This is a genomic window from Falsiroseomonas sp. E2-1-a4 (genome assembly GCF_051433165.1).
Taxonomy (GTDB): domain Bacteria; phylum Pseudomonadota; class Alphaproteobacteria; order Acetobacterales; family Acetobacteraceae; genus Falsiroseomonas.
In genome coordinates this window covers 18,026-43,645 of record NZ_JBHMFS010000002.1, presented here as the reverse complement: position 1 = coordinate 43,645, position 25,620 = coordinate 18,026, and the positions used below count along the sequence as shown (strand labels likewise).

Sequence of the window (25,620 nt, the reverse complement as noted above, 5' to 3'; positions counted from 1 at the left end):
CGGCCCTCCCCCCAGGCTGGGCTTCGTCCCGCTGGGTTTCTTCCGGCCCGGCTTCAGCCGACCCGGAAGAAGGCCAGCGTGACCAGGACGAACAGCGGCACCAGGAACACCAGCGCCCAGCCGCAATAGGCGAAGAAGGACGGCATGCGAACGCCGCTTTCCTCGACGATCGCCTTCACCATGAAGTTCGGTGCATTGCCGATATAGGAATTGGCCCCCATGAACACCGCGCCGCAGGAAATCGCGGCCAGTGTCAGCGCGCCCTGGGTCATCAGCATCGCCGGGTCGCCGCCGGCCAGCTCGAAGAACACGATGTAGGTCGGCGCATTGTCCAGGAAGCTGGAAAGCACCCCGCTCATCCAGAAATACACCCACGGCACTGGCTCGCCATCCGGCCCGGAGGTCAGCGCGACAAGCCCGGCGGCCGCGCCCTGGCTGCCGGCCTGGAGAATGGCGAGCACCGGGGCCATGCAAATGAAGATCGCCGCGAACAGTTTCGCGACCTCGAGTATCGCGCCCCAGGCGAAGCCGTTGGCCTCCCGCAATGCCGTGCTGGTGAAGGCGACGGAGACGCCGGTGATGGCCAGGAACAGCAGGATGCCCAGCACCCGCTCCACCTCCATCGCTTGGCCCAGCACATTCATGCTGCCGAGCTTGACGTAGCCCATGCCGATGACGACGGCGACGATGGCAACCACCAGCCAGACATTCAGCCAGCCTTCCAGCCCCACCGCTTCCTTGGCCACCACCGGCACCACCGGCTTTTCCCGCCTCCAGGCCAGCGTATCCAGCACCCAGTAGACGGCCAGCAGGATCACGGCGGCGAAGGCGAAGGGGCCGAACAGGTGGGTGGTGGGCCAGAAGAAGGACACGCCGCGCAGGAAGCCGAGATACAGCGGCGGGTCGCCCACCGGGGTCAGGCTGCCGCCGATATTGGCGACCAGGAAGATGAAGAAGACGAAGGTGTGGGTCTTGCGGGTGCGGAAGGCATTGGCCCGCAGCACCGGGCGGATCAGCAGCATGGCCGCCCCGGTGGTGCCCATCATGCTGGCCAGGATGGTGCCGATGGCCAGCAGCGCGGTGTTCACGGTGGGCGTGCCCACCAGCGAGCCCTTCAGCAGCACGCCGCCACCCGCCGTGTACAGCGCCAGCAGCAGGGCGATGAAGGGCACGTATTCCAGCACCATGACATGGGCGAATTCGTACCAGGCGGCGCTCGCGCCGAAGACCGCGGCGAAGGGCAGCAGGAACAGCGCGGCCCAAAGGGCGGCGATCTTGCCGTAATGGTGGTGCCACAGATGGCCGGCCACCAGCGGCATCAGCGCGATCGACATCAGGATGCCGACGAAGGGAATGCCCCAGGCCAGCGAAAGCGCCTGCCCCGGCACACCGGCCGCCATGGCCGGGCCTGGCAGAATCGCGACCAGCACCAGGCCAGCCACCACCATCCGGCGCAGCGCCGTCATCCCCCCCATGCCTCGATCCCCAATCCAGCCAATTCCCCGGGCAGCCTTAATCCCTTCGCCGCGGATCGTCACGATGCCGCGCTGCACGCCGGCCTCGGCAGGTTCTGCACCGCCTGCCCTTTCCGAGCCGCGCTGCCGGGCCTACCTTCCGCGGCTGCAAGGCGGAGATCCCACGCATGGAAATGACCGGTGAACGGCGCATCGGCGCAGCGCGCGAACGGGTTTGGGCGGCATTGAACGATCCCGAGGTCCTGCGGGCCGCGATTCCGGGCTGCGAGAGCGTCGAGCGCATCGGCGAGGATCAGTTCCAGGCCAAGGTCTCGATGAAGCTCGGCCCGATGTCGGCCAAGTTCGGCGGCAAGGTGCAGCTTTCGAATATCGTGCCCCCGGAATCCTACACCATCTCGGGCGAGGGCCAGGGCGGGGCGATGGGCTTCGCCAAGGGCGGCGCGGATGTGGCGCTGGATGAGCTGGGGCCGACGGACACGCTGCTGCGCTACAATGTGAAGGCGCAGGTTGGCGGCAAGATGGCGCAGCTCGGCGCGCGGCTGATCGACAGCACGGCCAAGTCCATGGCCGACCAGTTCTTCGACCGCTTCGCCGCCCAGCTTCAGCCGGCGGAGCCCGTCGCCGTGGCGGGGACGGATACCGAATACCTGGCCGACCCGGGTGCGGCCGCGCCGATCACCCAGCATGGCGCGGATGGCATGTCTCCGGGTGGTCCGGTGCAGCGCCCGAACCCGGCGCCGGCGCAGATGCCGCTGCCGCTGCGGCTGCTGACGCAGGATTTCTTGGGCTTCCCGGCCCAGGTCTGGATTGGCGGTGCCGCGATGATCGTCGTACTCGCGCTGATCTTCCTGACGTGAGCATGCCCGCTGACGTGCCAGCCACACAGCGCCTGCTGGCGGAAGGCGGCTATGTCGCCGATCGCCAGCTGGCCACCACCATCCACCTGGCGCTGCGGATGCACCGGCCGATCTTCCTGGAAGGGGAGCCCGGCACCGGCAAGACGGAGATCGCCAAGGTCCTCGCCGCGCAACTGCCGCGCCGGCTGGTGCGGCTGCAATGCTATGACGGCATGGACCTGGCCTCCGCCGCCTATGAGTGGAACCACGCCCGCCAGCTCATGGCGATCCGCCTGGCGGAAGCCAGCGGCGAGGCCGGGGACCGCGCGGCGCTGGAACGCGGCATCTATGACCGCCGCTTCCTGCAATCCCGCCCGCTGCTGGATGCGCTCGAAGGCGAGCCGGCCGTCCTGCTGATCGATGAGCTGGACCGGGCGGATGAGCCGTTCGAGGCCTTCCTTCTGGAAATCCTGGCGGATTTCCAGCTTTCCATCCCGGAACTCGGCGTGGTGAAGGCGGCGACGCCGCCCGTGGTGGTTATCACCAGCAACCGGACGCGGGAGGTGCATGACGCCATCCGCCGGCGCTGCCTGTATCACTGGGTGGACTACCCCGACGCGGCCCGCGAGCGCGCCATCCTGAAGATCCGCGCGCCGCAGGTGGGCGATGCGCTATCCGCCCAGGTGGTCGCCTTCGTGCAGGCGGTGCGGGGTGCCGATACCTTCAAGCCGCCAGGCGTGGCCGAGACCATCGACTGGGCCGCGGCGCTTTCGGCGCTCAATGCCCGCGAACTCGAACCGGCCCTGGTGGATGAAACGCTGGGCGCGCTGCTGAAATACCAGGACGACATCGCCAAGATCCGCGGCGCCGAGGCGGCCCGGCTGGTGGCCGAGGCGAAGCAGGCCAGCGCGGCGTGATTCCGCCGAAATCATCGCTGTCCCTGCCCCCGGTCCAACCCGGCGGCGCTTTGGCGGTGAATCTGCTCGCATTCGGCCGCCTGCTGCGCCGCGCCGGCGTGCCGGTGGGGCCGACGGAAATGCTGGCGGGGGCGGAGGCGCTGACCGCCATCGATATCGGTGACCGCAGCCAAGCCCATGCCGCGCTGCGCGCCACCATGGTGCACCGGCACGAACATTTCTTCGTCTTCGATCAGGCTTTCGGCCTGTTCTGGCGCGACCCGGAGGCAGCCCGCCACGCCACCGCCATGGCCCTGATGGACGGCTTCAAGGAACAGGCGAAGCCCGCCCCGGCCCAGCGCCGGCTGGCGGAAGCCATGCAGGGCGACCGGCCGAAGCCGCCCAAGCCCACCGAGGAACCGCCCGAGGAACGCGTCGACATGACCTTCACGGTCAGCGAGCGTGAACGGCTGCAATCGATCGATTTCGAAGCGATGTCCGCCGCGGACCTCGCCGCCGCCAAGCGCGAAATCCGCCGCCTGGTGCTGCCGCTGGATGCCCGCCCCACCCGCCGCTTCCGTGCCGATCCGCGCGGCCCGGTGACCGATCTGCGCGCCACCGTCCGTGAAAGCCTGCGCACGGGCGGCGAGATCCTGGATATTTCCCGTCGCCGCCGTGTGGTGCGGCCGCCGCCGCTGGTGGCCCTTTGCGATATCTCGGGCAGCATGGCCCGCTACGCGCAGATCCTGATCCATTTCCTGCATGCCGTCGCCCATGACCGGGACCGCGTTCACACCTTCCTGTTCGGTACCCGCCTGACCAACGTCACCCGCCCACTGCGCCACCGCGACGCCGAGGTGGCGTTCGAGGCGGTGGCCCATGCGGTGCCGGACTGGTCGGGCGGCACCCGCATCGGCGATTCGCTCGACCTGTTCAACCGGCTATGGTCGCGCCGGGTGCTCGGCCAGGGCGCGGTGGTGCTGCTGATCACGGATGGGCTGGACCGGGAGGGGGCGCGCGGGCTGTCGGAGGCCACGGACCGGCTGCAGAAATCCTGCCGCCGGCTGATCTGGTTGAACCCGCTGTTGCGCTACGCGGCCTTCCAGCCCAAGTCTCAGGGCATCAGGGCGATGCTTCCGCATGTGGACGAATTCCGCCCGGTCCATAATCTGGCGAGCCTGCGCGACCTGGTCTCCGTCCTGTCGGATCCGCGCGCCGGGCGAATGAGGAGCGCGGCATGAGCGCGGAATCCGAAGACCTTCTCGCCACCGCCGCCGCCTGGCGCGCGGCCGGGGAGGATGTGGCGATTGCCACGGTGGTCGAGACCTGGGGGTCCTCCCCGCGGCCTGCCGGCTCACGCCTGGTGGTCACGGCCTCCGGCCGGATGGAGGGCAGCGTCTCCGGTGGGTGCATCGAGGGGGCGGTGGCCGATGTCGCGCGGCAGACCATGCAGACCGGCACGCCGCAACTGCTCGATTTCGGCATTTCGGATGATCGGGCCTGGGAAGTGGGCCTGGCCTGCGGCGGCAAGTTGAAGGTCTTTGTCGAGAAGCTCGGATGACGCCCGACCTTCTCGCCCGGCTGAACGCCGCCCGCGCCGCCAAGCGCCCGGTGGCGCTGCTGACCCGCCTGCCCGATGGCGCGCAGCGCCTGTCCATCGATGATGCGGTGCCGGAGGCCCTGGCTGCCGCGGCCGCCGCCGCGCTGCGCGCCGACAAGGCCCGGAATGTCGCGCTGGACGGCGAGACCTGGTTCATCCATCCGCACAACCCGCCACTGCGGCTGGTCGTGGTGGGTGCGGTGCATATCGCCCAGGCGCTGGTGCCGATGGCGGCGACGCTCGGCTATGCCGTGACGGTGGTAGACCCGCGTCGCGCCTTCGCGACCGAGGAACGGCTGGGCGCCGAGGTTGCCATTTCGGGCGACTGGCCGGATGAGGCGATGACAGCGTTGGCGCCCGATACCCGCACCGCGGTGGTCACGCTGACCCACGACCCGAAGCTGGACGACCCGGCGCTGGAGGTCACGCTGCGTAGTCCTGCCTTCTATATCGGCTGCCTCGGCAGTCGAAAGACGCATGCCAAGCGCCTGGAAAGACTGCGCGAGGCCGGGCTGACGGAGGCGGAGCTGGCGCGTATCCACGCGCCGGTCGGGCTCGATATCGGCGCCATCACTGCCGCGGAAATCGCGGTCTCCATTCTCGCCCAGATCGTCGCGGCCCGCCGCGGAGCGGCATCTGAGAACCTGCTTCGCGGCGCGGCATCTGAAACCGCCCGCGGGCCAAAGCCGGACAAGACATGAATTTCGGTCCCACTCCGCTGGATGAAGCCCGCGGCGCCGTCCTCGCCCACACCGTCCGCCTGACCGGCAAGGTGCTGAAGAAGGGCATGGTGCTGGATGACGCCGCCATCGCCACCTTGCGGGAAGCCGGGAGGCGGGACGTCATCACCGCGCGTCTCGAAGCCGGCGACGTGCCGGAGGATGAGGCGGCGGATCGCCTGGCCGATGCGCTCATGGCGCCGTTGGTCGCACGGTCCCGCGCCGCCACCGGCCGGGTGAACCTGTTCGCCGAAAGCCCCGGCCTGTTCACGCTGGATGCCGCGCTGATCGAGCGCATCAACGCGGTGGATGAAAGCATCACCATTGCCACCCTGCCGAACCACACCGTGGTCGAGACGAAGGAGATGCTGGCCACCATCAAGATCATCCCCTTCGCCGTGCCCGGAAAGGTGCTGGCGGTGGTGGAGGCGCTCGCGCGCGGCCGTAAGGCCGGCCAGGCGCTGGCCGTGCACCCCTTCCGGCCGCTCAGCGTCGGCCTGGTGCTGACGGAACTGCCCGGCATCAAGGAAAGCGTCATGGAAGGCGCGGTGGAGGCAACCGAGACCCGCATCCGCGCTCTGCTTGGCACCATGCTGCCGGTGGAACGCGTGCGGCATGAGGAAGGGCCGGTGGCGGATGCGCTGACGCGCCTGAAGCGCGCAGGGGCGGAGCTGCTGCTGATCGCCGGCGCCTCCGCCGTAGTGGACCGACGCGATATCGGCCCCTCCGCCATCATCCGCGCCGGCGGAACCATCGAGCATTTCGGCATGCCGGTGGACCCGGGCAATCTGATCTGCCTCGGCCGCATCGGCGAGGTGCCGGCCATGGTGCTGCCCGGCTGCGCCCGCAGCCCGAAGCTGAACGGCTTCGACTGGGTGCTCGCCCGCTTCTTCGCCGGCCGCAAGGTCACGCCGCGGGACATCATGGGCATGGGTGTCGGCGGGCTGCTGAAGGAGATCGAGCAGCGCCCCCTGCCCCGCGCCGAGGCACCGCGCACCCCGCCGCTGACCAACGCGCCGCGCCGGGCGCGCACCGTCTGCGCCCTGGTGCTCGCCGCCGGACGGTCCCGCCGCATGGCGCCGCTGAACAAGCTGCTGGTTCCGGACAGCAAGGGCGTGCCGATGATTCTGCGGGTCGTGGACAATGTGCTTGCCTCCCACGCCTCCCCGGTCATCGTCGTCACGGGGCATGAGCGGGAGCGCATCGAGGAAGCATTGGCCGGGCGGCCGGTGCTGTTCGCGCATGCGGACGCCTATGCGGAGGGCCTGTCCTCCTCCCTCAAGGCCGGGCTGGCGGCGGTGCCGGCGGAGGCGGAGGGCATCATGGTCTGCCTCGGCGACATGCCGCTGGTCACTGCCGCCATGTTCGACCGGCTGATGTCCGCCTTCGATCCGGATGAAAGCCGCGCCATCGTGCAGCCCACCTTCCGCGGCAAGCAGGGCAACCCGATGCTGTGGTCGCGCGAATTCCTGCCCGATATGCTGGCCATCACCGGCGATATCGGCGCCCGCCACCTGGCCGCCAAGCACGCGGACCGGCTGGTCGAGGTCGAGATGGCCAGCGACGCCGTGCTGCGCGACTTCGACACGACGGAAAGCCTGAAGGGCCTGCCGGACATGGCGGCGCGACGGTGAGTTCCGCGGCAGACAAGCCCATCGATGTCCGCCACCTGATCGCGGAGCTTCCGTTGGCCGAACATGCGCGGCGCGCCGATGCCTCCCATGCCGATCTGACGCCGGAGCACTGGAGCTTCCGCAAGCCCTTCGCGCCGCTCGACAAGGCCGGGCCGAACCTGATGCGGCTGGGCGCGATGCTGGAGGCGGCAGACCTCTCGCCCGGCCTGCGGGTGCTGGAATTCGGCTGCGGTGTCGCCTGGCTGGGGCGGGAACTGGCCCAGGCGGGCTGCCGGGTGGTGGCGACGGATATCGCACCCAGGGCGCTGGAGGCGGCCGCGGCGCATGATGCGCGCTACCATCCGGAACTCGCCGGCAAGCTGCGCTATGCGCCCTATGACGGCATCCGCCTGGCGGTCGCATCCGGCAGCCAGGACCGTATCCTGTGCCACGAGGCCTTCCACCACGTGCCGGACCAGGCCGCGGTGATCGCGGAATTCGCCCGCGTGCTGGCGACCGATGGCAGCGCCATCTTCATGGAGCCCGGCCCACGCCATTCCGGCGCCGCCTCCTCCCAGGCCGAGATGCACCGGCATGGCGTGATCGAGAACGACATCCACGTGCAGGCGATCTGGGAAGCGGCCCAGGCGCAGGGCTTCGTGCGGATGGAGGTTGGCCTGTTCACCGTCCGGCCGCGCATGCTGCCGGTGGCGGAATTCCAGGCCCTTTACGCGCATGAGTTCGAGCGCGGCCCACCACCGCCGCGCCCCGCCGCGGACACCTATCGCGAATTGGCGCGGCCGGTGCTGGAAGGCTTCCGGATGTTCGTGCTGCATCGCGGCGCGGCCGCCGTCGATATCGGTCCGGACAGCCGGCAGCGGGATGGGCTGGTGGCCGGGATCCAGGTGCTGTCGCTGCGGCCGGATGCGAAAGGGCTGGACCTGCTGCTGCGGGTGGAGAACCAGGGCAGCGCAGACTGGCTGCCCTCCGGCGCGCATCGCGGCGCGGTCAATCTCGGCCTGCTGCTTTTAAAGCCGGATGGCACGCTGGCCGACCGCAACTGGCGCCGCCACCAGTTCCTCAAGGCGCCGCTGCCGCCCGGCGCCTCCGTCGAGACGCGGCTGCAGATCGCCCTGCCGGAGGGCGCGGCGCTGTCGCTGGACCTGGTGGCGGAGCATGTGCGCTGGTTCGGCGAGCCGGGGTTCGGCCGGCGGCTCAGCCTGGGTGGCTGAGCCGCGCGAAGGCCGGCGGGTCCGCCGCCAGCCGCTCCGGATCGCTGGTGAGCAAAGACCCTGCGACCTCAGTGTTCCAGCGCCGCCTGCACCCAGCGTGTCGTCCCCAGCAGCGCCGGATCCTCGCCGATCCGGCCGACGAGCTGCACGCCCAGCGGCAGCCCGGCCGGGCCGGTGCCGGCGGGGATGGTCACGTTCGGGCCATGCAGCAACGTCCAGAGCAGGTTGAAGGTGGCATCACCGGTATAGGCCAGCCCCGCAGGCGCCTCGCCGGGGGCGGAGGGGGTCAGCACCGCGTCGAAGCCGGCGGTCCAGTCCAGGAAGGCGGCACGGGCGGCCATGGCGGCGCGGCGCGCCTCATCCAGCTTGGCAGGAGGAAAGCCACCGGCCCAGTCCATCCGGTCGAGCAGCACGGCCGACATCTGCGCCCGCGCCTCGGCAATCTCCCAGGCCAGGCCCTGGCGGGTTTCCATGTTCATCATGAAGGGGTGCAGCTCGGCGGCTTCCAGCAGGGCGGGCGGCAGCGGCGCTTCCACCACCTCCGCCCCGGCGGCGCGGGCGGCGTCTGCCACGCGGTGCAGCAGCGCCACCGTCTCCGGCGCCGCATCGCCCGGCGCCTGGCCCAGGCTGAGCAGCAGGCGCGGCGGGCGATCTCGTTTCGCCTCGGGGTCGGGGTGGTCGCGTCCGGTCATGGCGCCCATCGCCAGCGCGCAATCGGCCAGGCTGCGGGACATGATGCCGATGGTGTCGAGGCTCTCGGAGCATACCTTCATGCCGCCGCGATGCAGGGTGCCGTAGCTCGGCTTGAAGCCGACCACGCCGCAATAAGCCGCCGGCCGCACGATGCTGCCCGCGGTCTGCGTGCCGAAGGCGACCGGCAGCATGAAATCCGCCACCGCGGCGGCGGAGCCGGAGGAAGACCCGCCCGGCGTATGCGCCGCATTGTGCGGGTTGCTGGTGGCGCCCGGGCTGCGGGTGGCGAATTCGGTGGTGACGGTCTTGCCCATGATGACGCCGCCGGCAGCCCGCGCCGCGGCCACGGCAGCCGAATCGCCCCGCGGCGGGTGCCCGGCCCAGATCGGGGATCCATAGCCCGTGGGCATGTCCGCCGTATCCAGCACGTCCTTCACGCCCACGGGAATGCCGTGCAGCGGGCCGGGCCGGGCCTTCGCCGCGTTGCGCCGCGCCTGCGCGGGGTCCAGGTGGACGAAGGCGCGCACCGTCGGCTCCCGCGCCGCGGCGCGGGCCAGGCAGGCCTCCATCAGTTCGGTGGCGGAGAGCCGGCCGGCGGCGATCGCGCGGGCGGCTTCGGTGGCGGTCATCCGGTTCGGTTCGGTCATGCCCGCATCAGGGCACGTGGAGGGGCGTTTGCGAAGACGCTGCGCGGTGCCACATAGACCGCATGCTGGAAAACGCGATCACCCTGGCCGCCGCCGATGATGGCAGCCTGTCCTACGCCATTGCGCTGTCGCCCACAGACCTGCCCGCGGTGACCCCCACGGCGCTGCTCGGCGCCTGGGATGCGGCGCGCGCCCATGCGCAGTCCGGCCAGTGGGGTCCGGTGCGCCGCCTGCTGTTCCGGGGGCCGGAGGGGGCGGCCATCGTCTTCGCCATCGCCGACCGCGATGCGCGGTCCTGGGCCGAGGCGGTCGACCGCCGCGCGGACCTCGCCACCCTGCCCGGCCTGGCGCTGTGCCTGCGGCTGCTGGCGCTGGTCGAGGTGATGGGGCGCAGCGCCTGGATGGCCGGGCTGTTCCGCGTGACGGCGGATGGCGTGGAGTTGCACCCATCCCTGCTGCGCGCCGCGGCTGCCATGCCGCTGGATGCCGGCGCCAGGTTCGACGCGGAGGCGCTGCGGGGGCTATTGTCTCGCGCGCTGCCCGCATCCCGCGTCCCGGCCTGACGCCCGCCCGAAAGTCCCCTCGATGCCCCGCCCCCGCGCCCTTCCGCTGACCGCCCTGCTGCTGGGCCTTTCGGCCTGCAACATCCCGCTGCCAACGCCGATTTCCGCCCCACCGCCGCCGCCCGCCGGGCAGCGCGACGCCGCCTATGAGGCCTGCCGGGCTGAGGCGACCCGGGTGGTGCAGTTCCGCGAGCGCGGCCAGCAGATGCGGACGGATGAGACCGAGTCGAGCCGCGGCACCCTCTCCGTCGCGCCCTACAGCCGGATCGAGTCGGATCGCGGCGCGGCGCAGATCGACCGTGACCGGCTGATCGCCGATTGCCTGCGGGCCCCGCCGGCCACCCGGATCACCGCCCCCTCGGCCCCGCCGCCACGCACCCGCTGACGCGGGGTGGCATCGTCCAACGCGCTCGCCCGCGCACTATCGACGCGCGATTCGCGGCTGTTCTTCTCCGGCTCCATGGTCGCCTGGACCGGGCTGTGGATGCAGCGGATCGCGGTGTCCTGGCTCGCCTGGGAACTGACGGGCAGCGCCTTCTGGGTCGGCATGGTGGCCTTCTGCGACCTGGCGCCGGCGGTGCTGATCAGCCCGCTGGCCGGCGCGATGGCGGACCGGGTGGACCGGGTGAAGCTGGCGATGTGGACGCAGGTGGCGATCGCCGTGCAGTCCGTGGCCGTGGCCGGGCTGACCTTCAGCGGCCACATGACCATCACCCTGCTGCTGGTGCTGGAGGTGTTCGGCGGCATCGCTGCCAGCTTCGCCCAGCCGGCGCGGCAGACGCTGATGCCCGGCATCGTCTCCCGCGCCGACCTGCCCGCAGCGGTGGCCGCGAATTCGCTGTGCTTCGCCGTGGCCCGCTTCATCGGCCCGGCCATTGCCGGGCCGGTGATTGCCATCTGGGGCGTGGTGCCGGCGATCGCGGCCAATGCGGTGGGCTATCTGTTCGCCTGCCTGACCATCTTTCTGCTGCGGGTGGACCCCAAGGAACGCCGCGGCCATCCGGTCTCCAAAAGCCTCTGGGCGGAAGTGGTGGAGGGGCTGCGCTATGCCGCCCGCCATCCGGGCCTCGGGCCGCTGCTGCTGTATGCGGCACTCGGCGCGCTGATGCTGCGCGGGGTGCAGGAAATCCTGCCGCCCTTTGTCGAGCGCCTGTTCGGCCGTGGTGCCGAAAGCCTGGCGATCCTGACAGCCTGCTTCGGCGTCGGCGCGCTGGTCACCGGCCTCTGGGTCGCCTCCCGCGGGCGGCTTGAGGGGGTGGTGCGGCTGGCGGTGTTCGGCGCGCTGGCGCAGGCGATCGCGACGGTGGGGTTCGTGGCGACGGGGTATTTCCCGCTCGGCATGCTGTGCGCGGCGCTGATCGGCGGCTTCGCCTCCATGCACGGGATCAGCGTGCAGACCCTGATCCAAAGCGCGACGGACCCGACCTATCGCGGCCGCATGCTGTCCCTATGGGGGCTGATCACCCGCGCCTTCCCCGCACTCGGCGCGCTGGCGCTGGGTGGGGCGGGAGAGGTGTTCGGACTGCAGTGGCCCACATTGGTGGCGGTGGCGCTGTTCCTCGGCGTGTTCGGCTGGGGCATGACGCGGCTGCGGCGCATGGAAGCCGCATTGGAAGGCCCACCGCCCAGTCCGGGCGGGGAGACAGGGAGATCGTGATGCTGAATGCGGCAATCGTGGGCATGGGCCGCTGGGGCCAGGTGCTGGTCAACAGCGTGCAGGGCCAGCAGGGGGCACCGATCCGGTTCACGGCCGGCAGCACCCGCAGCCCGGACAAGGCCCGCGCCTGGGCCGCGGAACAGCGCATCCGCATCCTGCCGGATTTCGCCAGCGTGCTGGCGGAGCCGGAGGTGCAGGCCGTGGTGCTGGCCACGCCGCACGCTCAGCATGCGGAGCAGGTGATCGCCGCCGCCCGCGCCGGCAAGCATGTGTTCATCGAGAAGCCCTTCACCCTGGACCGGGCGAGTGCCGCCGCCGCCGTGCAGGCGTGCCAGGAGGCCGGCGTGGTGATGGCGCTCGGCCACAACCGCCGCTTCCTGCCGGCGGTGGCGCAGATGAAGGCGATGCTGGCGGATGGCAGCCTTGGCACGCTGCTGCATGTGGATGGCCAGTTCAGCGGCCCCGGCGCGCGCAACTACCAGCCCGGCATGTGGCGCGCGGACCGCGCCGAAAGCCCGCTGGGCGGCATGGGCGGCATGGGCATCCACATGATCGACATGATCATCCATCTGGCCGGCCGCTTCCGGCAGGTGACGGTGCAGAGCCATGCCCTGGTCTCCCAGACCATCGACGACACCACGGCGATGCTGGGCGTGCTGGAATCCGGCGCCACGGTGAATTTCGCCACTCTGGCCCTGACGCCGAGCTTCTGGCGCGTGGCGCTGTACGGCACCGAGGGCATCCTGGTGCTGCAGGGCCACGAAAACCTGTCCTTCACCCCGCGGGAGGGTGAGCCCTGGGTGAAGACCTATCCGAAGACCGACATCGAGGCCGCCGAGCTCGCGGCCTTCGCGGCAGCAGTCGCCGGCGGCCCGGCCTATCCGCTGCCGCTGGACCACGCGATCCATGGCGTGGCCGTGTTCGAGGCGATGATCGGCGCTGCGGCCTCCGGCAGCAGCTACGCCGTGGTGGCGTAGGCTTCGACGGGTGCGGTAGCATCGGCGCATGACGAAGCGCCGCACCCTGCTGACCTGCCTGCCCGTCGCCCTGGCCCCCGGCGCGGCCGGGGCCTTCCGGCCGGAGGCGCCCTCTGCCGCCACTGCCGCCGATTACGGCGCCGGCTGCCCGGACGCGCATGCAGCCTTGCAGGCGGAGGTTACGCGGATGCTGGAAGGCCGGCCGCTACCGCCGGCGCTAGCGCCGCGCCTGGCCGAGTTGGCGCGCTGCCCCTTCTGTGGTTGCGCGGTGGCCGGTGCCGCGGATCATGGCGAGGATCGCCCCCGACCGGCAGGGTGATGCCGCCCCCTCACCTTGCCGCATCCGGCAACGCGGCTTAGGAAAAGCGCGCCTAAACCGCTCCAGGAGCATGCGCGAAATGTCCAAGATCACCCGCCAGGGCAGCAACCCGATCCTGTCCTCCTCGGTCGAGTACCACAACTTCGTCTATCTGGCCGGCATGACGGCGGATGACCTGTCGCAGGACATCACCGGGCAGACCCAGCAGGTGCTGGCCAAGATCGATGCCGCGCTGGAAGCCAATGGCACGGACAACACCCGCCTGCTGCAGGCGCAGATCTGGCTGAAGGACATTCGCGACCGTGACGCCATGAACAAGGTGTGGGTCAACTGGCTGGGCGAGGCCGGCCGCCCGGTGCGCGCCTGCGTCGAAGCCAACATGGCCGACCCGCGCCACCTGGTTGAGATCATGGTCACCGCCTGCCGCTGATTGCAGCCGCGCCCACCCCGGAACCCCCGCGTGGCACCCGCCCGCGGGGGTTTTCCTTTTTCGGTCGCCTAAAGCCACCCATTCGGCAATGACATGACAGCCATGTGACTCGGCCCGGGCGCTTCCAGGATTCGACGTCCCACGTGTTGCATTTATGCCGCAACACTGTGGCTTCGTGTTTCTCCGTGTTTCATTTTAGGAAGATGATCTGTTCTGCCCGCGCGTCACGGCTCCGTGATGGACGAATCACCCGCAAAACCGCAGTTCCGATCACGGCGGCTTGCCCGGCCCCGCTGCTCACGGTTACCGCAGCCCTCAGGACGCGCCACGAGGGCCGGCTGGCGGTGAAACAGGGGATGGTAAATGCGGGCAAAAGGCACGCTTGCAGCACTCTGTGTCCTTCTGGGCACTGCCCTGATGCAGGTACCCGCCGAGGCTTCCGAGCGAGGCCAGCGCGCCGCGCAGAAGCAGGCGCGCCCGGCGACCGCCGCCACCATCCCTGCCGCCTCCACCCCGGCAGAACGGCGCGCCCAGGCCGCCGCCCGAGCCGCGACGACGCGCCAGGCGGCCACCGCACGCCGGCAGGGCGCTGCAACGCAGTCCCGCCACAGCCTCGCGCCGCAACAGGTTTCGATGAGCGTACCGCAGAACCTGCTGCGACCCGCGATCGCCATGGGTGCCGGCACCCCGATCCTGCCCGTCTCCATCAGCTCCGGCCTGTCCTGCGTGCCCTTCGCGCGCATGGCCACGGGCATGAACATCAGCGGCGATGCGCGCCTCTGGTGGAACAACGCGGCCGGCAGCTATGCGCGCGGCAACGCGCCGGAGCGCGGCTCCATCCTCGCCTTCACCGCTTCGGGCGGCATGCAGCGCGGCCATGTGGCGGTGGTCAGCCGGGTGGTCGGGCCACGCACCATCCATATCGACCATTCCAACTGGGGCGGCCCGGGCATCCGCCGCGGCACCGTGATGCGCGGCGTGGTGGTGATGGATGTGTCCGACCGCAATGACTGGACGGCGGTGCGCGTGCAGGTCGGCCATGACAGCGGCAGCTTCGGCCGCACCTACCCGACCCACGGCTTCATCTACAACCGCCCCGCCGGCACGCGCATGATGACCGCGGAGGCGCCGCGCTTCACGGAGGTGGCGGAGTACCTCTCCCCCCACGCCGAGCAGCATCAGCGCCTGACGGCGCAACTTCTGCAGCGGTAGGGCGTCTGGCCCTCCCGATGGAGGGCTTTGGACATGCATGAACGCGGCGCCGATGGCGCGGAACGCTTGACCCTTGCTGAAAGCGCCGGCCAGGGCGGCCAGATCCCCAACAATCCCCGCCTGCCCGTGCTTGTGCATCGCGGCGCCACCCCGCCCGGCGACCCGGCGGCGGCGGAGGCGCTGTTCGCGCGGCATGGCTGGCCGCCGGCCTGGCGCAACGGCATCTACGATTTCGACCATTATCACCCCAACGCGCATGAGGCGCTGGCCATCGCCCGTGGCCATGTGCGGGTGCGGCTGGGCGCGGAAGCCGGGGTGACGCTGGAGTTGGTGGCCGGCGATGTGGTGGTGCTGCCGGCCGGCACGGCGCATCGCAACCTCGGCCAGTCGGACGACCTGCTGGTGGTGGGCGCCTACCCGCCGGGTGACCCGCCGGAGCAGTTCACCACGCAGCCTGGGGAACGGGCGCGGGCGCTACACGCCATTCCCGCCACGGCAGACCCACCCTGCGACCCGGTGACGGGGCTGGCGTATCGCTAGGAGCCTGACCTGAAGGTCGGCTGGACCGACCCGCAGATCTTTTCAGGTCAGGCTCTAGCTAGCCCGCGATACGCGCCAGCGCCGCATCCAGCCGCGCCATCTCGGCCTGGAAGGCAACGAGGCGTTCGCGGTTTTCCTCCACCACCTCCTCCTTCGCCCGCGCCACGAAATCGGCGTTGCCGAGCTTGGCGGTGACCTTGGCCGCCTCGGCCTCCGCCTTGGCGCGTTCCTTGGAGAGGCGGGCGCGTTCGGCCGAGAGGTCGATGACGTCCGCCAGCGGCAGCATCACCGTCGCCTCCCCCACCACCACCTGCGCCACGCCCTTCGGCACGGCGCCGTCAAGCGGCCGTACCTCGGTGGCGCGGGCCATGCGGCGGATCACGTCGATCCAGGCCTCGGCGCGGGCGAGCGTGGTGCCGGAGGCGCCCGAGAGCAGCAGCGGCACGGTGACCGACGGCGGCACATTCATCTCGGCCCGCACGCCGCGCACCTCACCGATCAGGCCGACCAGCCAATCCAGCTCCTCCCGCGCCGCCTCGGCGTCTGCCACCGGCACGGCGCCGGGCCATTCGGCGCGGATCAGGGTGCATTCGGCGCCGTAGCCGAATTCAGCGTGCAGCGCTTCGGTCATGAAGGGCATGGCGGGGTGCAGCAGCTTCAGGATGGTGCCAAAGACATGCTGGGCGGCGCCCTTCACCTCGTCCTTCGCGGGGCCATCCGGGCCGTTCAGCACCGGCTTGGCGAATTCCAGGAACCAGTCGCAGAAGCTGCCCCAGACGAAGCGGTAGCTGGCGCCGGCGTATTCGTCGAAGCGGAACGCCTCCAGCGCCGTCGTCGCCTCGGCCACCGCGCGGTTCGCGCCATCGAGAATCCAGCGGGCCAGTGGCGTCTTCGCGGAGGCCGGATCGAAGGACGGATCCGCCTTGATGCCGTTCATCTCCAGGAAGCGCGCAGCGTTCCAGATCTTGGTGCCGAACGATCGGAAATCCTCGACGCGCTTGCGGCCGAGCTTCACGTCGCGGCCCGGGCCGGTGAGCGAGGCGATGGTGAAGCGCAGCGCGTCCGTGCCGTAGGCCTCGATCAGCTCCAGGGGGTCCATGACGTTCCCCTTGGATTTCGACATCTTCTGGCCCTTCTCATCCCGGACCAGGCCGTGGATGTAGACCTTCTCGAAGGGCACGCGGCCATCCATGAAGTGCAGGCCCATCATCATCATGCGGGCGACCCAAAAGAAGATGATGTCGAAGCCGGTCACCAGCACGTCGCCGGGATAGTATTTTGTCAGTTCGGGCGTCTTGTTCGGCCAGCCGAGGGTGCTGAACGGCCAAAGTGCGCTGCTGAACCAGGTGTCCAGCACATCCGGGTCGCGTACCAATTCCACGTCGCGGCCGAAATTCGCCTTCGCGGCGGCGCGTGCGTCTTCTTCGGTCTTGGCAACGAACACCTCGCCATCCGGCGCATACCAGGCCGGGATCTGGTGCCCCCACCACAATTGCCGGCTGACGCACCAGGGCTGGATGTCGCGCATCCAGGCGAAGAAGGTGTTCTCCCACTGGCGCGGCACGAACACCGTCTGGCCGGTCTCCACCGCGCGGATCGCCGGCTGCGCCAGGGTCTTGGCGTCCACATACCACTGCATGGTCAGCCGCGGCTCGATCGGCACGCCCGATCGGTCGCCATGCGGCACTTGGTTCACATGCGGCTCCACCGCCGCCAGCAGCTCCATCTCCTCCAGCTTCGCCACGATCGCCTTGCGCGCCGCGAAGCGGTCCAGGCCCTCCAGCCCGCGGAGGAATTCCGGCTCGGCCCATTCGCCCGGGATCTCGGCCAGCGTGACCTTCGCATCGGCATCGAGGACTGAGGGGCTGGCCAGGCCGTGGCGCTTGCCCACCTCGAAATCGTTGAAGTCATGTGCCGGCGTGATCTTCACCGCGCCGGTGCCCTTCTCGGGGTCGGAATAGGCATCCGCCACCACCGGGATGCGCCGTCCGGTAAGTGGCAGCAGCAGGTGCTTGCCAACCAGATCGGTGTAGCGCGCATCCTCCGGGTGCACCGCCACCGCGGTGTCGCCCAGCATCGTCTCCGGCCGTGTGGTGGCCACCGTGACGAAGCGGCCCGGCTCGCCCTCCACCGGGTAGCGCAGATGCCAGATATGGCCCTTCACCTCCCGACTCTCGACCTCAAGGTCGGAGATCGCGGTCTGGAACACCGGGTCCCAGTTCACCAGGCGCTTGTCGCGGTACAGCAGCCCCTGGCTGTGCAGCGTCACGAACACTTCGCGGACGGCCTCGGACAGGCCCTCATCCATGGTAAAGCGCTCACGCGGCCAGTCCAGGCTGGCGCCGAGGCGCCGCAGCTGGCGGGTGATGGTGCCGCCGGATTCGCGCTTCCATTCCCAGACATGGGCAAGAAACGCCTCCCGCCCCATCTCTCGCCGCTTCTGGCCCTGGGAGGCCAGCAGGCGCTCCACCACCATCTGCGTCGCGATGCCCGCATGGTCCGTGCCCGGCTGCCACAGCGCGTCACGGCCCTGCATCCGGCGGAAGCGGGTCAGGATGTCCTGCACCGTCATGGTCAGCGCGTGGCCGATATGCAGGCTGCCCGTGACATTGGGCGGCGGGATCATGATGGTGAACGGCTTGGCCGCACTCTCGGCGTGCGCCGCGAAGGCGCCGGAGTCTTCCCAGCCCTGATAGAGGCGGGGTTCGATGGTCGCGTGGTCGAAGGTCTTGTCGAGCATTCGGCATCCCTTCCCCGGCCACAGCCCTTCGTCAAGGGGCGCGCGGGGCGCGGCAGGCCTGCGAGCCGGGCGGTTCAGCCCGGCCGCGGAAGATCAGGGCGCTGCGCGCCCGATCACCCGCTCGATCTCCACCCGCACCAGGCGTTCCACCAGCGGCGGCAGGTGCTGGTCCAGCCAGGCCTTCAGGAGCGGGCGGATTTCCTCCCGCACCACATCCTCGATCGAGGGGCCTGCCCGGCTGACGGTGGCGCTGCGCTCGGCCGCCACGCTGCGGAGCAGGGTGGCGAGCGTCGCGGTGGTCGCGGCGGCGACGGCGGGCGCGATCAGCCCTTCGGCGGCCGACATCACGTTGGCCACCGTCATCTCCGGGTCGGCATCCGGCCGCGTCGCGGGTTGCGGGCTGGGCTCCGGCGGTGCCGCGGCGCGCGGCGGCGGTTCTGGCTCCGGTTCCGGTTCATACTCCGGCTCCGGCTCCGGGTCGGGCGCCGGCAGGGCGGCGACCAGCATCGCCTCCGTCAAATCCAGCGGCTCCGGCTCCGCTTTGTTGCCTTGTGCCTCCTGCGCCTCATCCTCGTTCAGGATGCGACGGATCGAGGCGAGGATATCGTCCATCGCCGGATCCGAGCCACCGCCCGGCGGACGGCCGGGCTGCCCCGCGCCGCTCATCCCTCAGCGCCCCTGCGCGGCGTAATCGCCGAAGCCGGCCCAGCGGGTCCGCACCGCGTTGTAATAGGCCTCCATGTCATAGATCTGCACCGGCAGGCTGAGGTCCCGCGCCGTCAGCCGCCCGACCGAGGCCGCCAGGCTGTGCGAGGCGGTGATGACATTGGCCAGCGCGCGCACCAGGCTCACTCGGGCGTTGAGCAATTCCTGCTCCGCGTTCAGCACGTCGAGCGTGGTGCGGCTGCCGACGACGGCCTCGCGCTGCACGCCATCGAGCGCGATCTCGGCTGCACGGATCTGCGCCCGCACACTGTCCACCTGCGCGCGGGCGGCGGTCAGCGTCTCCCATGCCGAGGTGGCCTGCTGCGTGGCCTGCCGGCGCTGGTCATCGACCAACTGGCGCGCCTGCTGCGCCGTCTGCCGCGCCTGGCGGACCTGCGCATATTCCGCGCCGCCCTGGTACAGCGGCACGGTCAGGTTCGCGGTCACCTGGCTGCCGGTGATGCGGCTGTCGGCGGCCGTGTTGTTGTCGTTGCGGAAGGTGCTGCCATTCAGGCTGACCTGCGGCAGCAGGGCGGAGAAGTTCACATCCACCAGATCCCGCGCCGCCGCCTCATCGAACAGGGCGGCGACCACATTGGGGTTGTTCAGCCCGGCCAGCGTCCCGGCCTCCGCCGCCGTGGCCAGCGGCACGCGCAGCGGCTGCGGCGCCACCAGGCGCTGCGGCGGCTGGCCGACCAGTCGGGTGAAGCTGGCGCGAGATTGCTGCAGGCGCCCCTCCGAATCGGCGCGGGCGGCGCGGGTGCCGGCCAGCCGGCTTTCCGCCTGCGCCACGTCCGTGCGGGTGATCTCCCCCACCCGGAAGCGTTCGTTGGTGGCCTGGAGCTGGCGGGTCAGCACCTGCTCATTGTTGATGTTGAGGCGCACTTCCTCCTGGTCCCGGATCACGGCGACATAGGCGTTCACCGTATCCGACAGGACCTGCTGCTCGGTGGCCAGCAGCCTGGCGCGCTGCGCCAGAACCTGGTTTTCCGCGCGGCGGGTGGAGGCGATGGTGCGGCCGCCGCGATACAGGGGCTGGGTGACGGTGGCCTGGAGCGTGGCCGGGTTGCGGTCCAGATTGGCGCGGCTGCCGGTCGCGGTGTTGGTGCTGCGGCCCGTCGCCGTGCCGAGGCTGCCGCCCACCTGCACGGTGGGGCGCCAGCCGGACAGCGCCTGCGGCACGTTTTCATCCACCGCGCGAAGCTGGGCGCGGGCGGCCTGCAGGGTGGGGTTGTTGGCATAGGTAAGCGCCAGTGCATCCTGCAGCGACTGTGCCGCGGCGGGCGCGATCAGCGCCGGCGGGGCGGCCAGTAGCGCCGCGAGCGCGAGGGTGGGACGGGAGAACATCATCGGACTGCGGCTCCTACGGCCCGCAAGTGGGGCGGGTCTTCAATTCACCTGCGGCCAGATCTTCCGCACCATTCGCCCCCGCCGCGACGGGGGCCGCGCATCAGAAGACGAAAGCCGGGGCGGGCTGGAAGGCGGGCAAGGGTAGCGTGGCGCAATCGAAGGCATCCGTCACGCTGAAGCTGCCGGCATGGCGCACGCCCCATACGGCGCGAGAGGATGCGCCGCGATCCGGCGCCGCCAGAACCGTGGCCAGGCGGCCACCTTCGGCAAGCTGGGCGGCGATGGCATCCGGCACCGCGGGCACTTCGCCCTCGATCAGAATAACGTCATAGGGCGCCCCGGCGGCATGGCCCGCGGCTGGGTCCGTCGGCAGCAGCGTCACCGCCCCGGCCGGCAGCAGCCCGTCCAGCGCCTGGCGGGCGATGGCAAACAGCGCCGCATCCGATTCGACCGCAACCACCCGCGCGCCACAGGATGCCGCCACGGCGGCCGCGTAGCCGGTGCCGGCGCCGAGCAGCAGCATCCGGTCGCCATCGCGAATCCGCAGTAATTGCAGCAGCCGGGCGATCACCATCGGCTGCATCAAGGCGCGGGCGCCCGGCAGACACACATCCTCATCCGCATAGGCGCGGGCGGAAAGGCCGGGCGGCAGGAAGCGTTCGCGCGGCAGGTCGCCCATCGCGGCCAGCAGCCGCGGGTCCGTCACCTTGTTCGGCCGCAACTGGCCGTCCACCATGAAGCGGCGCGCCGCTGCCATGCCGTGCCCGGCATCTGCCCCCATGCGGTGCCCGGCATCTGCCATGGCGCGCGTTTCCGCGTGATCCAGGTCCATCGTCGCCGCCTTGTCCGTCGCCGCTTTGAAGCGGCGCAATTGTCTATGGCCGCTTTGAAGCGGCGCACTGTCTGTGGCCGCCCGAAGCGGCGCCCTGTCTAACGCGCCGCTTATACGTCCGGGTCGCCCCGCGGCCAAGCAGCACTTCCGCGGCGCAGCATCCGCGCAACGGATTGCCGAAGTCTTCACATGCACCGCAGACACCCGAGACTCTTGACCGCCGGGCCGCCCTGCCGGATAGAGGCGCCGCTTCCTGTGTGGCTCGCCACGCATGGGGCCGCGTGGCAGAGTGGTGATGCAGCGGACTGCAAATCCGTATATGCCGGTTCGATTCCGGCCGCGGCCTTTCCTACCCCCTCCCGTCGCCAATCGGCAAAGGGCGGGTTTACCGGGGATCGGGTGCTTGCTATAGGCCCCGCATTGGCTGATCCGGCGTGGCGCAGCGGTAGCGCAGCGGACTGTTAATCCGTTGGTCGTAGGTTCGAATCCTACCGCCGGAGCCAACTTCCAATCGTCGCGCGACGTGGTCGCTCTACATGTTCTACCGGCTCTGCCAAATTCGCTTGCCGTAGGCGGTGTGGCAGGCCATTAGTCCTTGATTACATTTCGGACAGGACAGACGGAGCGGGTGGACAGCGCGATCGATTCCCACACCATCCGCCCCGCGCCGGTCCGTCGGCACAGTGTGCCGCGCCTTGCCCTTTTCGACCTCGACGGCACGCTGGCTGATAGCCGCGACGTGATGTTCGAAGCGTTGGATCAGGCGGCGCGGCATTTTGGCTTCCGCCGGATCGACACGACGGAGGCGGAATCGCTGCGCGACCGGGATGCGCGCAGCATCATGCGCGCGCTCGGTGTCCCACTGTGGAAGCTTCCGCGCATCGCCTCCCATATCAAGGGCCTGGCCGCCGCCGCCCCGCCACCGCCACTGTTTCCCGGCGCCGCCGCCATGCTGGCACGGCTGCGGGAGGCCGGGGTGACGCTGGCGCTGGTCTCCTCCAACTCCGAAGTGAATGCGCGCCGCGCCCTGGGCGCGGAGGCCGCGGCGCAGATCGGGCATTGGGCCTGCGATGCCACGCTGTTCGGCAAGGCCTCCCGCTTCCGCCAGGTGCTGCGGCGCACCGGGCGGTTGCCGGGCGAGGCGATCGCCATCGGCGACGAGCTGCGCGACATCGCCGCGGCCCGCAGCGCCGGCCTGGTCGCCGGCGCGGTGGCCTGGGGCTATGCCCTGCCCTCCGCGCTGGCTGCGGCGGAGCCGGATATCCTGTTCGCCAGCATGGCGGAGATCCAGGCCTTCTTCGGCGCCTGAGACTTGGATCGGTCACGATCCAAGCGATGTGGTTGCAACCCTATTGCGGCATCCCCTCCGGGATCACCGTCGCCACCAGGCTGGAATCCAGCGCCTCATATTCGTGGTAGCCGATGGTGGCGTAGAGCTGCGCGCGGGTCTGCATGCGGTCCAGCATCTTCATCGTGCCGCCATCGCGGTTGATCGCGGCGTAGAGCTCCTCCATCGCCTTGGCGGCGACACGCAGATGGCTGACCGGCCAGATCACCATGGCGTAGCCCAGGTCCTGGAACTCCTGCGCCGTGAAGAAGGGCGTGCGGCCGAACTCCGTCATGTTCGCCAGCAGCTTCACGCCCGGCATCCGGCGGGCGAACTCGGCGAACATGTCGTGCGTGACCAGGGCTTCCGGGAAGATCGCATCGGCGCCTGCGTCCAGATACATCTGCGCCCGCGCCACGGCGGCATCCATGCCCTCGCTCGCCACGGCATCGGTGCGGGCGATGATGTACAGGTGCTTCCGCGCCTTGCGGGCGGCGGCGACCTTGGCCGCCATGTCCCGCGCATCGGCCAGCTTCTTGTCGTTCAGATGGCCGCATTTCTTCGGCAGCAACTGGTCTTCCAGATGCACCGCGGCCGCGCCCGCTTCCTCGAAGCTGCGGACCATGTGCATGACGTTCAGCGCCTCGCCATAGCCGGTATCGCCATCCACCAGGATCGGCAGGCCGGAGGCGCGGGAGACCTGGCGGATGTGGAAGGCCACGTCATCCACCGTGATCATGCCGAGATCGGGCAGGCCCATGGTGGCGGACATGGCGGCGCCGGACATGTAGAGCGATTCGAACCCCGCCTGCTTCGCCAGCAGCGCCGCGATGCCGAGATGCGCGCCCGGCATCTGCAGAATCTGCGGACGGTCGAGCAGCGCGCGGAAGCGCTGGCCCGCCGGGGCGTCGGGCAGGTCGTCGGCGATCACATAGGGCATGGCGAGGCTCTCCGTCTGGTCTGGGTATTACTGCATGCTCAGCGCGGCGTGACGATGCGGCAGGCGCGTGCCGTGGCGCGGGACAGCAGCAGAATGCGCCGCGCGGCCACCGCCCCCGTCGCCGCGTCCCCGACCACGGAGGCGACCAGCGGGTTGGTGGTCACCGCCGTTACCGCCGCATTGATCGCGACATCGGCCGCCGCCACCGCGCCCGCCTCGAACAGCGTTCGTCGCAGCAGCTTCATGGTGCCGAGCAGGCCGGGGCGCAGGCCGTGGATCACCGCGACTTCCCGCACCAGGCGCAGGCCGCGCCAGGCGATGAACAGCCCGTCCAGCGCGGGGGATGGCACGATGGCGGTGGCCGCGAGGGATTGCAGCGCGGCAGCGCGGCCGGCGGAGACGGCAGCGCGGTCCAGCGCCGCCAGCGGCCCGGCCTCCAGCAACGCCAGCAGGGTTGGCAGATCCGGTGCCTTGCGGAGTGCGGGCAGCATCGCCTGCGCCTGCGGCACCCGCGCCGCCCAATCCAGCAGGGCCGCCCGGCTGGCGACGAAATCCCCGCGTGCCACGGCCGCCCGACCGCGTTCCACCGTGCCAAGCCCGGCCAGGCCACGCAATTCGCGGAGGAACGCGGCGGCGATCAACCCGTAGCCCGCCACCGCAACGCCGAGCGTGAGCCAGCCGAGCCAGGATGCACGGGTGAACTGGTCCGCGACATAGCCTCCGACATCGATCGCCGACAGGCCCAGCAGCAGCACGCCGATGCCGGCGGCCGCCAGCCCCACCGCGGACCAGCGCCCACGCCGTGGTGGCGGCATTGCCACCGGCGCCACCGACAGATCCCAGCCGAAATCGAGAGGCTGCGCCGGGGCGGCGGAGTCCTCGGTGAGGATGCGGGGGCCGCGCGGGGCGTCGCTCACAGCAGGTCTCCGATCAGGGATGCCAGCATCCGGTCCAGCCCCAGATGGGGCATGCCGGCCAGCCCGTCACCGGTCAGGCGCGGCGGGCGGAACACCGGCATGCGGAATTCGCCGCTGCGCCAGAAGGCGTGATCCGGGCGGCGGTCCGGCACCTCCCCCGGATAGATCCGCGCGCTGCGACCACCATCGAGCAGCACGCCGCGCACCGCCTGCACGTTACGCCCATCAACGCGGGCCGTGTCATCCTGCGTGCAGCGCAGCGCGGCGATGGCGTGGACGGAGGTGGTGGCGCCCCCTGCCCCGGCCGTGTCCCGCCCCACCAGATCGCCCAGCAGGCCAACCAGCGCCTTGCGTTGCGCCTCCGGCACGTGATCCGCCTTGGTGGCGGCGAAGCCCACATGCTGCACGCCCTGCCCGGTCAGCAGGTTCAGCCAGCCGCCGCCGCGCCGCAGCGCGGTCGCGATGGCCGATAGCGCGGCGGCGGTGTCATCGAAGGCTTCCTCGCCGGCATGGAGCGAGCCCAGCGCATCCACCAGCACCGCCTGGCGGCGGAAGCGGCGGAAGAAGGGCTCGAAGAAGGCGCTGCGCTGGTCAGCCAGATAGGCGGCGTGGCGGCGTGCCAGCAGGCGGCCGAGATCGCCCTGGCTGCCGCCGGGCAGCGGGAAGAACCACAGCAGCGGCGCCTCCCCGCGCGGCCCGGGGTTCAGCGCGCGGCCGGGTTGCAGGAAGCGGAAGCCGAGGTCATCCCGGCAACGCAGCAGCGCCGCGCGATACAGGCGAAAACCTTGGCGGGCCAGCGCCTCGTCAGCCCGCGCGCCGGGCGGCAGGGCATCGACGAAATCGAGGAAGTCGGCGGCCGCCGCGGCGCGCCGGCCCTGGCGCAGCCGGGCCAGCGTCTCCCGCGACCAGTCATCATAGGACTGGTCCAGCATCGGCAAGTCGAGCAGCCATTCGCCCGGATAGTCCAGCAATTCCAGTGTAACGCGCCGCTCCACCCCCACCCAGCCGCGCGCCTGGCCGAGCCAGGAGGCGGGCGCGAGGTCCAGCGCGATTTCCAGGGTGGAGAGGTCCTCGGTGCGTTCCGGCCAGCGCGGCGGGTCCGCGGCCAGCGCCTCCAGATGCGCGGCGGCGTCGAAACGCGGTGTCGATTCGATGCCCGGCGGCACCAGCCGCGCGCCCTTCAACCGGTTGCCGGAGGCCGCCGCCAGGGCGGGCAGCGTGTTCACCCCCTGGCCCGCCGCCAGCAGATTCGCCACCAGAGAGGTCAGGAACACGGTCTTGCCGGCCCGCGACAGGCCGGTGACGGCCAGCCGCACCCTCTCCCGCCCAGCCAGCGCCCGCGCCGCATCGGTCATGCCGGCGAGGGCATCCTCGAGCGGAGTCAGGATCGCCATGCCTGT

The 25,620-nt window shown here is 70.5% G+C and carries 25 protein-coding genes and 2 tRNA genes; 18 read left to right on the top strand and 9 right to left on the bottom strand.

The window, feature by feature from the left end; all coding sequences use genetic code 11:
- Positions 1–53: 53 nt before the first annotated feature.
- Entirely contained in the window at positions 54–1,475 is a 1,422-nt protein-coding gene (locus ACFHNC_RS03005; protein WP_437167729.1) for a sodium:proton antiporter, read from the bottom strand.
- Between the two features lie 167 nt (positions 1,476–1,642).
- Between ACFHNC_RS03005 and ACFHNC_RS03000 the strand changes: the two genes are divergently transcribed.
- The 7 genes from ACFHNC_RS03000 to ACFHNC_RS02970 are packed head-to-tail and all read left to right on the top strand — an operon-like array spanning position 1,643 to position 8,371.
- Positions 1,643–2,332, top strand: a complete 690-nt coding sequence (locus ACFHNC_RS03000) for a CoxG family protein (protein WP_437167728.1) — start codon at positions 1,643–1,645, stop codon at positions 2,330–2,332.
- Between the two features lie 2 nt (positions 2,333–2,334).
- Positions 2,335–3,228, top strand: coding sequence for an AAA family ATPase (locus ACFHNC_RS02995; RefSeq protein ID WP_437167968.1), 894 nt, complete (start codon positions 2,335–2,337; stop codon positions 3,226–3,228).
- Between the two features lie 56 nt (positions 3,229–3,284).
- Positions 3,285–4,448: a vWA domain-containing protein gene (locus tag ACFHNC_RS02990; protein ID WP_437167727.1), complete on the top strand. Its 1,164-nt coding sequence runs from the start codon at positions 3,285–3,287 to the stop codon at positions 4,446–4,448.
- On the top strand, positions 4,445–4,768 hold the full coding sequence (locus ACFHNC_RS02985) for an XdhC family protein (RefSeq protein WP_437167726.1): 324 nt from the start codon (positions 4,445–4,447) through the stop codon (positions 4,766–4,768). Before ACFHNC_RS02990 ends, ACFHNC_RS02985 begins: the two co-directional genes overlap by 4 nt.
- Positions 4,765–5,508, top strand: a complete 744-nt coding sequence (locus ACFHNC_RS02980) for an XdhC family protein (protein ID WP_437167725.1) — start codon at positions 4,765–4,767, stop codon at positions 5,506–5,508. The genes ACFHNC_RS02985 and ACFHNC_RS02980 overlap by 4 nt, the downstream gene beginning before the upstream one ends.
- The gene (locus tag ACFHNC_RS02975) at positions 5,505–7,160 is read left to right on the top strand and encodes an NTP transferase domain-containing protein (protein ID WP_437167724.1); all 1,656 of its coding nucleotides are present in this window, start codon (positions 5,505–5,507) and stop codon (positions 7,158–7,160) included. Before ACFHNC_RS02980 ends, ACFHNC_RS02975 begins: the two co-directional genes overlap by 4 nt.
- The gene (locus ACFHNC_RS02970) at positions 7,157–8,371 is read left to right on the top strand and encodes a class I SAM-dependent methyltransferase (protein ID WP_437167723.1); all 1,215 of its coding nucleotides are present in this window, start codon (positions 7,157–7,159) and stop codon (positions 8,369–8,371) included. Before ACFHNC_RS02975 ends, ACFHNC_RS02970 begins: the two co-directional genes overlap by 4 nt.
- 68 nt (positions 8,372–8,439) lie before the next feature.
- On the opposite strand, the gene ACFHNC_RS02965 is transcribed toward ACFHNC_RS02970, so the two are convergent.
- Entirely contained in the window at positions 8,440–9,711 is a 1,272-nt protein-coding gene (locus tag ACFHNC_RS02965; protein WP_437167722.1) for an amidase, read from the bottom strand.
- Between the two features lie 62 nt (positions 9,712–9,773).
- Between ACFHNC_RS02965 and ACFHNC_RS02960 the strand changes: the two genes are divergently transcribed.
- From ACFHNC_RS02960 to ACFHNC_RS02925, 8 genes are all read left to right on the top strand, one after another.
- Entirely contained in the window at positions 9,774–10,274 is a 501-nt protein-coding gene (locus tag ACFHNC_RS02960) for a hypothetical protein (protein ID WP_437167721.1), read from the top strand.
- A 22-nt stretch (positions 10,275–10,296) separates the two neighbouring features.
- Positions 10,297–10,659, top strand: coding sequence for a hypothetical protein (locus tag ACFHNC_RS02955; RefSeq protein WP_437167720.1), 363 nt, complete (start codon positions 10,297–10,299; stop codon positions 10,657–10,659).
- A 6-nt stretch (positions 10,660–10,665) separates the two neighbouring features.
- The gene (locus ACFHNC_RS02950) at positions 10,666–11,931 is read left to right on the top strand and encodes an MFS transporter (RefSeq protein WP_437167719.1); all 1,266 of its coding nucleotides are present in this window, start codon (positions 10,666–10,668) and stop codon (positions 11,929–11,931) included.
- A complete protein-coding gene (locus ACFHNC_RS02945; RefSeq protein WP_437167718.1) occupies positions 11,931–12,908 on the top strand; it encodes a Gfo/Idh/MocA family protein in 978 nt (325 codons plus the stop codon). Before ACFHNC_RS02950 ends, ACFHNC_RS02945 begins: the two co-directional genes overlap by 1 nt.
- Before the next feature lie 28 nt (positions 12,909–12,936).
- On the top strand, positions 12,937–13,227 hold the full coding sequence (locus tag ACFHNC_RS02940) for a hypothetical protein (protein ID WP_437167717.1): 291 nt from the start codon (positions 12,937–12,939) through the stop codon (positions 13,225–13,227).
- A gap of 79 nt (positions 13,228–13,306) precedes the next feature.
- Positions 13,307–13,657, top strand: coding sequence for a RidA family protein (locus ACFHNC_RS02935; protein ID WP_304816180.1), 351 nt, complete (start codon positions 13,307–13,309; stop codon positions 13,655–13,657).
- Between the two features lie 417 nt (positions 13,658–14,074).
- Positions 14,075–14,869, top strand: a complete 795-nt coding sequence (locus tag ACFHNC_RS02930; RefSeq protein ID WP_437167716.1) for a CHAP domain-containing protein — start codon at positions 14,075–14,077, stop codon at positions 14,867–14,869.
- Between the two features lie 33 nt (positions 14,870–14,902).
- Positions 14,903–15,409 carry a cupin domain-containing protein gene (locus tag ACFHNC_RS02925; protein ID WP_437167715.1) on the top strand — a complete coding sequence of 169 codons (507 nt, stop codon included), beginning with the start codon at positions 14,903–14,905 and terminating at the stop codon, positions 15,407–15,409.
- 58 nt (positions 15,410–15,467) lie between these two features.
- On the opposite strand, the gene ACFHNC_RS02920 is transcribed toward ACFHNC_RS02925, so the two are convergent.
- From ACFHNC_RS02920 to ACFHNC_RS02905, 4 genes are all read right to left on the bottom strand, one after another.
- On the bottom strand, positions 15,468–18,149 hold the full coding sequence (locus ACFHNC_RS02920; RefSeq protein WP_437167714.1) for a valine--tRNA ligase: 2,682 nt from the start codon (positions 18,147–18,149) through the stop codon (positions 15,468–15,470).
- Positions 18,150–18,242: 93 nt separating this feature from the next.
- The gene (locus ACFHNC_RS02915) at positions 18,243–18,761 is read right to left on the bottom strand and encodes a DUF2497 domain-containing protein (protein WP_437167713.1); all 519 of its coding nucleotides are present in this window, start codon (positions 18,759–18,761) and stop codon (positions 18,243–18,245) included.
- 57 nt (positions 18,762–18,818) lie between these two features.
- A complete protein-coding gene (locus ACFHNC_RS02910; RefSeq protein WP_437167712.1) occupies positions 18,819–20,204 on the bottom strand; it encodes a TolC family outer membrane protein in 1,386 nt (461 codons plus the stop codon).
- Between the two features lie 100 nt (positions 20,205–20,304).
- Positions 20,305–21,036: a protein-L-isoaspartate O-methyltransferase family protein gene (locus ACFHNC_RS02905; RefSeq protein ID WP_437167711.1), complete on the bottom strand. Its 732-nt coding sequence runs from the start codon at positions 21,034–21,036 to the stop codon at positions 20,305–20,307.
- A gap of 275 nt (positions 21,037–21,311) precedes the next feature.
- Here ACFHNC_RS02905 and ACFHNC_RS02900 point away from each other — a divergent pair.
- From ACFHNC_RS02900 to ACFHNC_RS02890, 3 genes are all read left to right on the top strand, one after another.
- Positions 21,312–21,382: transfer RNA gene (locus ACFHNC_RS02900), tRNA-Cys, on the top strand.
- 82 nt (positions 21,383–21,464) lie between these two features.
- Positions 21,465–21,539 (top strand) — tRNA-Asn (locus tag ACFHNC_RS02895).
- A 125-nt stretch (positions 21,540–21,664) separates the two neighbouring features.
- Positions 21,665–22,345, top strand: coding sequence for an HAD hydrolase-like protein (locus ACFHNC_RS02890; protein ID WP_437167710.1), 681 nt, complete (start codon positions 21,665–21,667; stop codon positions 22,343–22,345).
- A gap of 40 nt (positions 22,346–22,385) precedes the next feature.
- On the opposite strand, the gene prpB is transcribed toward ACFHNC_RS02890, so the two are convergent.
- From prpB to ACFHNC_RS02875, 3 genes are read right to left on the bottom strand one after another with little or no spacing between them, the layout of a single operon-like run.
- Positions 22,386–23,303, bottom strand: coding sequence for a methylisocitrate lyase (gene prpB, locus ACFHNC_RS02885; RefSeq protein WP_437167709.1), 918 nt, complete (start codon positions 23,301–23,303; stop codon positions 22,386–22,388).
- Positions 23,304–23,341: 38 nt separating this feature from the next.
- Positions 23,342–24,220 carry a DUF697 domain-containing protein gene (locus ACFHNC_RS02880; RefSeq protein WP_437167708.1) on the bottom strand — a complete coding sequence of 293 codons (879 nt, stop codon included), beginning with the start codon at positions 24,218–24,220 and terminating at the stop codon, positions 23,342–23,344.
- Entirely contained in the window at positions 24,217–25,614 is a 1,398-nt protein-coding gene (locus tag ACFHNC_RS02875; protein WP_437167707.1) for a YcjX family protein, read from the bottom strand. Before ACFHNC_RS02875 ends, ACFHNC_RS02880 begins: the two co-directional genes overlap by 4 nt.
- Between the last annotated feature and the right edge of the window lie 6 nt (positions 25,615–25,620).